The following is a 7,328-nucleotide window of genomic DNA, read 5'->3' on the forward strand; positions in this document are numbered from 1 at the left end:
CCTGGTCGGCCCGGACGTGACCGAGCTGCTACCGGAACTAACCCTGGCCCACAACAACGAGCTGACGGCCGAGGAGATCGCCCGCAACGTCCACGCCCATCCGACGCTGAGCGAGGCGCTGATGGAGGCGGCGCATGGGGTAGAGGGGCAGCCAATCCACATTTAGCCAGTATTGAGCGCCTAGACCTGACAGGTGGGCGGCCTTAGACCCTTTAACAGCGCGAAACTTCTAGCCGCCCACCTGTCAGGTCTTCTCAGTTAGGTTTTGGCTGCTCTTGCACCGCCCATGAGTTGCCGTCCGGATCGCTGAAGAAGATAAACGAGTTCCAATCCCCGCCCCGGCCCTCAACCAGCGTCACACCCTCGTAGTGCTGCACCGGACTGACGGCGACGCCACGTTCGACCAGTTGGGCGCGGGCCGCGTCCACGTCGGCCACGACCAGTTGCAGCCCCTTGAGCGACCCCGGCCGCATGTCGGTCAGACCCGAGTCGATGACGATGGAGCAGCCCGAGCCGGGCGGCGTCAATTGCACGACGCGCACGCTGTCGCCAATCCGCGTGTCATGATCCACGACGAAGCCGACCTGTTCCTCATAGAACTGTTTTGCCCGGTCTACGTCGGCGACGGGAACGATGACTACTTCTAGTTTCCAGTCCATAACGGTCACGGTTGCTCGAATAGCCCGCTAAGGGGGGTCTATTCCTAGCCTCATATCCTCAGAATAATTGTAGGTTAGTTCGTTATGCGCGTAAAGTGGTACGAACACGATTGCCGATCAATGAGCTCCCGAAGCTAACCCGAATCACATTAACTCACCATAACTTCACTGAGGCAGCTCCGCCCAACATCGCTATAATGGTGCGCGAATCTATCCACATGATCATGCCCATGACACGCCATTCCATTCGGTTACTTGTTCTTCTACCCTTGCTGGCCGCGCTCGCCGCGTGCGGCGGCACGCTGGCGCTCCAGGACTCCCGACCGGACGCGCCTTCCACGCCCGATCCCACGATGCTGGCCCAGACGCCCGCGCCGACGGACGCCCCCATCACCGAAGACCCCGGCGGTTACGCCCGCGCCTTCTATCGCGCCTGGGAAACGGGCGACTACCTGGGTATGTATAGCCTGCTGGCCCCCAGCAGCCAGGCGCTCGTGGATAGCACCGCCTTCGTCCAGCGCTACGCCGAGGCGATGGATACCGCCGGCATCCGCGCTGTCGCCACCCAACCCCTGGCTATCTTGCAAGAGGGGGACACCGCGGAGTACAGCGTGCGCGTCACACTGGCGTCCGACGTGGTCGGTGACATTGTCCGCGACCACACCACGCGCCTGGCGTACGAGGCCGGGCGCTGGGGCGTCGTTTGGGATGAGGGGCTGATCCTGCCCGAACTGGCCGGCGGCAACCGGCTGACACTGGAACTGCGCGTCCCGTCACGGGGCAACATTTACGACATCAACGGCAAGGCGCTGGCCTACCAGGGCAACGCCTTCGAGTTGGGCGTGGTGCCCGGTCTGATCCAGGACGAGCCGGGCTTGCTGGCCGCGCTCAGCGAAACGCTCGGCCTGAGCGCCGAGGACATCAAGGCCAAGTATGCCACGGCCTTGCCCGATTGGTACGTGCCGGTCGGCGTGGTGAGCGAGGAAGCGCTCCAGCAGCACGCCCTGCGACTGGAGCCGTTCCTCGGCGCGGGTCTGACGACGCCCGACCGCCGGCCGTCGCGCCTCTACTCCGAATCCGACTCAGCCGCTCACGTCATCGGCTACATGGGCCCCATTCCGGCTGACCAGGTGGCCGACTATAAAGCGCGCGGTTACCTGGGCGACGAGTTGATCGGCCTGGCCGGGCTGGAGGCGTGGGGCGAGGAGTATCTGAACGGCGTGCGCGGCGGCATCCTGAGCGTGGTCGATCCGGCCGGCGAGGTCGTCGAGGTGTTGCAGGATCGCGAACCGCAGGTCGCGCGCAGTATCTACACGTCGCTCAATCTGGACTTCCAGGCGGCCGTCGAACAGGCGTTGGCCGACGCCATCGCCACCCACCCGGCGGCCGAGCGCGGGGCCATCGTCGTCCTCGACCCCAACAACGGCGCAGTGCGGGCGCTGGCGACCTATCCCAGCTACGACCCGCAGGCGTTCGACCCGTTGCGCGGCGACGGCGGCGCGGCGGTCGGCGCGCTGCTGAACGACCCCAGCCAGCCACTGCTCAACCGGGCCACTCAGGGTGCTTACCCGGCCGGCTCGACCTTCAAGATCGTCACCTTCACCGCCGCCCTGGCCAGCGGCCTCTATACGCCTGACAGCCGCTACACCAGCATCGGCTCCTGGAGCCGGCTGGGTGAGGCCTTCACCAAGTACGACTGGTTGAGCGGCGGTCACGGCACGATCAGCCTGCGCCAGGCGCTCGTCGTCTCCTGCAACACGTGCTTCTACGACGCCGGCTACACCATCGACGGCGCGGATAACACCTTGCTGCCGCGCATCGCCAAGGAGTTTGGGCTGGGCCAACCAACCGGCATCCAGGGCATCGCCGAGTCGGCCGGATTGATCCCCGACCCGGAGTGGAAGCTAACCACTCAGGGCGAGGGTTGGGCGACGGGCGACTCGGTCAACATGGCGATTGGCCAGGGGTTCGTGCAAGTCACGCCGCTCCAGATGGCCAACATCGCCGCGGCCATCGCCAACGGCGGCACGCTCTACCAACCGACGCTCATTGACCACATCGGCGCGGGCGGCGACGCGCCGGAGGAACGCCTGCCGGTGGTCGCCAACGGCCACATACCGCTGTCGGCCGAGCAACTGGCGGTGGTGCGCAGCAGTCTGTGGGACGTGACCCACGCTGGCAGTGGCACGGCCACCCACCGCTTCCAGAACTTCCCCGTGCCGGTGGCCGGCAAGACCGGCACGGCTGAAGCGCCGCCCGGTTTGCCGCACGCCTGGTTCGTCGGCTACGCGCCGGCCGAGCCGTTCACCGCGCCGGATGGGCGAGCGGTGGAGGGGCCGGAACTGGCTATCGCCGTGCTGCTGGAGAACACCGGCGAAGGCTCCGAGGCCGCCGCGCCCCTCTTCCGGCGGGTCGTGGAGCTGTATTATGGCATCGAGCCGGCGCGCTTTCCGTGGGAGTGAGCCGCTTGTGGGATAAGTTGTTAATGGTGGCGTTTGCTTCAAGCGCTTATCTCTCATGTGTGCTATAATCCTCAGTTAGTAATCTCACCATGAGTTCAGCAAGTACGCCCCAGACGCCAGGGTCCCGCCTTCCGGCCAACAACACGCCGCGGTCTAGCGGCGGTTCGTGGACAACCATCGAACCGCCCGCTTCGGCTTACGATCGTTCGCCCTACACGGCGACCTATTCGCGGACGAGCTATGAGCCGACGCCCGAACAACTGGCTCGCGACGAAGCGCGCCGCGCCTATTTGCGCCGCAACGTCTACACGCCGCTGGTCGTCGCCATCATCCTCATTGTCGTTGGGCTAGCAGCCCTCTTGTTTCTGGCTTTCGGCGTGCGCACGCCCGAGGCCCGGTCGTTTATCGCCGGCCTTTCGGGACTGACCGTCATCCTGTTGTCGATTCCGCTGATCGCCTTCATGAGCCTCTTGCCCATCGCCTGGCTGGCATTGACGTTCTCGCGCCGCCAACAGCGGCAACAGAACCCCGAGACGGGGCCGATGGCCTATCGCAACCGCCTCCAGATTTGGCTGTGGCAGTTGGAGAGCTTCATCGCCACGGCTGGGCGCGCGACCGAGAACGGCGCCGGCGCCGTCCGCCGTCCGCTGATCCAGGCGCACGCGCGGGGAGCCTACGCGCAGGCGTTCATTCACGGGATCCGACGCCATTTCACGCGGAGTGACCACAATGAGTAAGACAGACAAGATCGAGAGGACGCTCGACCACGAAATCGCGGCTATGTCCAACCAAGAAGGCTGGCAGACGAAAGTGATCCTGGCCGGCGGCGCCCTCGGGGCCGTGGTTGGCCTGGTGACGTCCTGGCTGCTGGTGCGCACGGCGCGCGAAACCCGCGGCGGCCCGCCGGCCATTTCGACCGGCGACGCCATCAAAGTCGGCATCACGACCATTGGTCTGGTACGCGCGATTGCTGCTCTGGGAGAGAGAAAGTAAGTATTAGGAGCAAATCGCATGACAACTGAACAAGGACCGCCCACACGCGGCCGGTCCACACGGTCTTCTTCACCCGCCCGACCGGGCGGCCAGAAGGCCAAACATCCATCGCCCATCTGGCGGCGGATGGACCTGCACCTTCACACCTTAGGCTCAAACGACTATCAGGAGCCACATATCAGCTACCTGGACATCTTGCGCCAGGCGTCGGCCCGCGGGCTTGACATTATCGCCATCACCGACCACAACACGGTCGCCGGTTACGCGGCCATGCAAAAAGAGGTCGAGCAACTACTGTGGCTGGAGAGCCGCGGACGCATCGACCCGTTGGAGCAGCGCTTGCTGGATGAGTACCGGCGCGTGCTGGACAAGTTACTCGTCCTGCCCGGCTTCGAGTTCACCGCCACCTTCGGTTTTCATATTCTGGGAATCTTCCCGCCGGAGACGCCGGTGAGCTATCTGGAGCATTTGCTGCTGACGCTGCGCGTGCCGCCGGCGCTATTGCGCGAGGGCAGTTCGACCGTCGGGGCGACGGCCGACGTGCTGACCGCCTACCACGTCATCAACGAGGCGGGTGGTCTGGTCATCGCCGCCCACGCCAATTCCGGCAACGGCGTCATGCTGCGCGGCCTCGATTTCGGCGGCCAGACGCGCATCGCCTACACTCAGGACCCCAACCTCCACGCGCTGGAAGTGACCGACCTGGAGAAGCGCGGCAACCAGACGACGCGCCGCTTCTTTGACGGCTCCAAGCCGGAGTATCCGCGGCCCATGCGCTGCATCCAGGGCTCCGACGCCCACCGCCTGTTCCGCGAATCGCCCAACTCCCCCCATTTGGGTGTGGGCGACCGGGTGACGGAGGTGTTACTGGAGGAGGTCAGTTTCGCCGCCCTGGCCAACGTCCTGCGCGGCAACGACCACTCGCTAACCCGCCCTTATCGCGGCACGGCCAAGGCGGTCGATTTCGTGCAGCTGGCTCGCGAGGAAGGGGAGTCGCTGGTGCAGGCCTTCCACCCCAGCGTGCTCCAGCGCGGCGGCCACCTGGACAACATCCTGCGCGACATCTGCGCCATGGCCAACACCAACGGCGGGACGATCTACATTGGGCTGCCGGCCGATCCCAAGGCCAAACCCGAAGGCGTCCGCGAGCCGCACAAGGCCATCGAGGCGCTCCAGGCGGCCATCGCCAAGCGCTTTAGCCCGGAGCCACCGGCGCTGATCGACAGCCTGCCAACGCAGGGCACAACGGTCGTGCGCGTGACGATCCAGCCGGGGCCTGACGCGCCCTACGCCATCGACAACAACCAGTTTTACGTGCGCGACGAGGCCGAGACGACGCTAGCGGTGCGCGACGAGATCGTCGGCCTGGTCGAACGAGGGCTGGAGCGGCGCGGCGCGACCACCGCGCCGGCCGCCGCGCCCGCGCCGGTCGAATCCGCGCCGGAGCCTCGCCCCACGCCCCGCCGAAGCGGATCGTCCCGCCCGCCGGCGGAGGCCGCCCCCGCCAGCAACGGCCGCGGGACGCTGGCCCCGCCCCGCACCGGCGTCGAGATCGTCGATAGTCAGGAGCGCGACGGCGTCATGTATCACACCCTGCGCGATCTGCGCAGCGGCAACCTGATCAACAACGTCACCCGCTCCTCGGCCCGCCGGCTCTGGCACTACGCCATCACTCAGGCCGAAACGGCCCCGCCCGATCTGTCGGCCGTGGCCTGGCGCACCAATGTGGCCGTGCTCAACAAGCGCCAGAAAGGAAACATGTCGCTCTACGATCTGGCCGTGCGCGCGCCGGATGGGGTTCACGTCTACTACGGCGTCACCGACAGCGGGCTGAGCGATGCCTGGCTGGCGCTGGTCGAGGAGCAAGGGCGCGAATGAGGCGCGTCGGCGTCCTGACGATCAGCGACCGCGGCGCGCGGGGCGACTATGAGGACAAGAGTGGGCCTCTGGCGGCCGAGTTGGTCGCCGAGCAGACCGCCTGGGCCGTCGCGCGGCGGGCGGTCATCCCCGACGAGTTCGACGTCATCGTGCAAACCCTGCTCGACTGGTGCGCCGACGGTCTGGACCTGATCCTGACCAGCGGCGGAACCGGTTTCGCGCCGCGCGACGTGACGCCGGAAGCGACGCGGCGGGTCATCGAGCGTGACGCGCCGGGCATCGCCGAGGCGTTGCGCGCCGCGAGCCTGGAGGTGACGCGCCACGCCATGCTCTCGCGCGCTGTGGCCGGCATACGCGGCAGCACGCTGATCATCAACCTGCCCGGCAACCCGAAAGCCGTCCGCGAGAATCTGGACGTGTTGCTGCCCGTCCTGCCCCACGCGCTGGACTTGCTGACCGGCCGGCCGGAGAGCGGCCAGGAACACCGGGCGTTGTAGGGGCGGGTTTGAAACCCGCCCCTACCATAACCATGTACGAGCATCACTTCATCCCTACCAACGGCATCACCCTCCACACCGTCATGGCCGGGCCGCCCGACGGGCCGGTGGTCATCCTGCTCCACGGCTTCCCGGAGTTCTGGTACGGCTGGCGGCGACAGATTCCGGCATTGGCCGCGGCCGGCTTTCGCGTCTGGGCGCCCGACCAGCGCGGCTACAACCTGAGCGACAAGCCGAAGGGGCTGGACGCTTACCGTCTGGACGCGCTGGTGGCCGACATTCTGGGGCTGATCGACGCCACGGGCCAGGAGCGCGTCTGTCTGGCCGGGCACGATTGGGGCGCGGCTGTCGCCTGGCGGCTGGCCCTGACCGCGCCGGAGCGGTTGCGCCATCTGGCGATTCTCAACGTGCCCCACCTGGCAGTGATGGGGGAGCATCTGCGAACCGACCCGGAGCAAATGCGCCGCAGCCTCTACGCCGGCTTCTTCCAGTTGCCGTGGCTACCCGAGACGCTAATGGGGGCAGCCGATTGGCGCGCGTTGAGCCAAGCGCTGAAGACCAGCAGCCTGCCCGGCACGTTCACCGATGACGACCTGGCCGAATACCGGCGGGCGTGGGCCAAGCCGGGCGCGATGACGGCCATGCTCAACTGGTATCGCGCCGCCCTGCGCCGGTCACCACTCGAGCTGCCATCGGAGCGGGTACAGCCGCCGACCACGATCATCTGGGGCATGAAGGATTTCGCCCTGCGCGGCGTCATGGCCGCGGAAAGCGCCGCGCTATGCACCTGGGGCGAGCTCATCGAGCTAGAGGACAACACCCATTGGGTACAGCACGAG

The 7,328-nt window shown here is 66.6% G+C and carries 7 protein-coding genes and 1 pseudogene; 7 read left to right on the forward strand and 1 reads right to left on the reverse strand.

All coding sequences use genetic code 11. The features are described from left to right. Nucleotides 1–166, forward strand: a pseudogene (locus ACE3UY_RS01435) (dihydrolipoyl dehydrogenase); the annotation flags it as partial. An 88-nt stretch (nucleotides 167–254) separates the two neighbouring features. Here ACE3UY_RS01435 and ACE3UY_RS01440 read toward each other — a convergent pair. Then, nucleotides 255–659, reverse strand: coding sequence for a VOC family protein (locus ACE3UY_RS01440; RefSeq protein ID WP_374685770.1), 405 nt, complete (start codon nucleotides 657–659; stop codon nucleotides 255–257). 230 nt (nucleotides 660–889) lie between these two features. Here ACE3UY_RS01440 and ACE3UY_RS01445 point away from each other — a divergent pair, with 230 nt between their 5' ends. From ACE3UY_RS01445 to ACE3UY_RS01470, 6 genes are all read left to right on the forward strand, one after another. Next, nucleotides 890–3,121 carry a penicillin-binding transpeptidase domain-containing protein gene (locus ACE3UY_RS01445; RefSeq protein WP_374685771.1) on the forward strand — a complete coding sequence of 744 codons (2,232 nt, stop codon included), beginning with the start codon at nucleotides 890–892 and terminating at the stop codon, nucleotides 3,119–3,121. Between the two features lie 89 nt (nucleotides 3,122–3,210). After that, on the forward strand, nucleotides 3,211–3,858 hold the full coding sequence (locus ACE3UY_RS01450; protein ID WP_374685772.1) for a tripartite tricarboxylate transporter TctB family protein: 648 nt from the start codon (nucleotides 3,211–3,213) through the stop codon (nucleotides 3,856–3,858). Further along, entirely contained in the window at nucleotides 3,851–4,114 is a 264-nt protein-coding gene (locus tag ACE3UY_RS01455) for a hypothetical protein (RefSeq protein WP_374685773.1), read from the forward strand. Before ACE3UY_RS01450 ends, ACE3UY_RS01455 begins: the two co-directional genes overlap by 8 nt. 18 nt (nucleotides 4,115–4,132) lie before the next feature. Beyond that, entirely contained in the window at nucleotides 4,133–5,992 is a 1,860-nt protein-coding gene (locus ACE3UY_RS01460) for an RNA-binding domain-containing protein (protein ID WP_374685774.1), read from the forward strand. Then, nucleotides 5,989–6,489 (forward strand): molybdenum cofactor biosynthesis protein B, encoded by a 501-nt coding sequence (locus ACE3UY_RS01465; protein ID WP_374685775.1) that lies wholly within the window; start codon nucleotides 5,989–5,991, stop codon nucleotides 6,487–6,489. Before ACE3UY_RS01460 ends, ACE3UY_RS01465 begins: the two co-directional genes overlap by 4 nt. 8 nt (nucleotides 6,490–6,497) lie before the next feature. Beyond that, nucleotides 6,498–7,328 (forward strand): alpha/beta fold hydrolase (locus tag ACE3UY_RS01470; protein ID WP_374685776.1); only part of this gene is annotated, 831 nt, incomplete at its 3' end.

This window comes from Promineifilum sp. (SeqCode) (genome assembly GCF_041918635.1).
GTDB lineage: Bacteria > Chloroflexota > Anaerolineae > Promineifilales > Promineifilaceae > Promineifilum.

Excerpts from the sequence above, each read along its gene's own strand:
- ACE3UY_RS01460 (WP_374685774.1), top strand. The coding sequence starts at position 4,133 with ATGACAACTGAACAAGGACCGCCCACACGCGGCCGGTCCACACGGTCT.
- ACE3UY_RS01455 (WP_374685773.1), top strand. The coding sequence starts at position 3,851 with ATGAGTAAGACAGACAAGATCGAGAGGACGCTCGACCACGAAATCGCG.
- ACE3UY_RS01440 (WP_374685770.1), bottom strand. The coding sequence starts at position 659 with ATGGACTGGAAACTAGAAGTAGTCATCGTTCCCGTCGCCGACGTAGAC.
- ACE3UY_RS01465 (WP_374685775.1), top strand. The coding sequence starts at position 5,989 with ATGAGGCGCGTCGGCGTCCTGACGATCAGCGACCGCGGCGCGCGGGGC.
- ACE3UY_RS01445 (WP_374685771.1), top strand. The coding sequence starts at position 890 with ATGACACGCCATTCCATTCGGTTACTTGTTCTTCTACCCTTGCTGGCC.
- ACE3UY_RS01450 (WP_374685772.1), top strand. The coding sequence starts at position 3,211 with ATGAGTTCAGCAAGTACGCCCCAGACGCCAGGGTCCCGCCTTCCGGCC.